This window comes from Micrococcus sp. GbtcB5 (genome assembly GCF_019091605.1).
Lineage (GTDB): Bacteria > Actinomycetota > Actinomycetes > Actinomycetales > Micrococcaceae > Micrococcus > Micrococcus luteus.
Genome location: NZ_JAGXJK010000641.1, coordinates 1 through 229 on the forward strand (window position 1 = coordinate 1; position 229 = coordinate 229).

The window sequence follows — 229 nt, forward strand, 5'->3', positions numbered from 1 at the left end:
CGCTCCTCGAACGCGGCGACCGTCGGGTTGCCGATCCGCGAGTAGATGTTGCCGTACATCTGCAGCGCGGAGAGGTTGGCGGCGTCTTCGGCGGACTCGAACACGAAGGAGCTGGTCTGGGGGATCGGCACCGCGCGGGAGCCGTGGACGGCGTCCGGGACGGCGCCCGCGTGCCGCGCCTGGGTGCGGAAGCCGAACACGTGGTCAGCCACGGGGGTCCTTTCGATGG

Annotated in this window: 1 protein-coding gene; it reads right to left on the reverse strand. The window is 70.7% G+C overall.

Going from position 1 to position 229, the window contains the following annotated elements:
- A partial coding sequence (locus KVS67_RS13795; RefSeq protein WP_217565619.1) for a PLP-dependent transferase occupies nt 1-212 on the reverse strand: 212 nt, incomplete at its 3' end.
- Between the last annotated feature and the right edge of the window lie 17 nt (nt 213-229).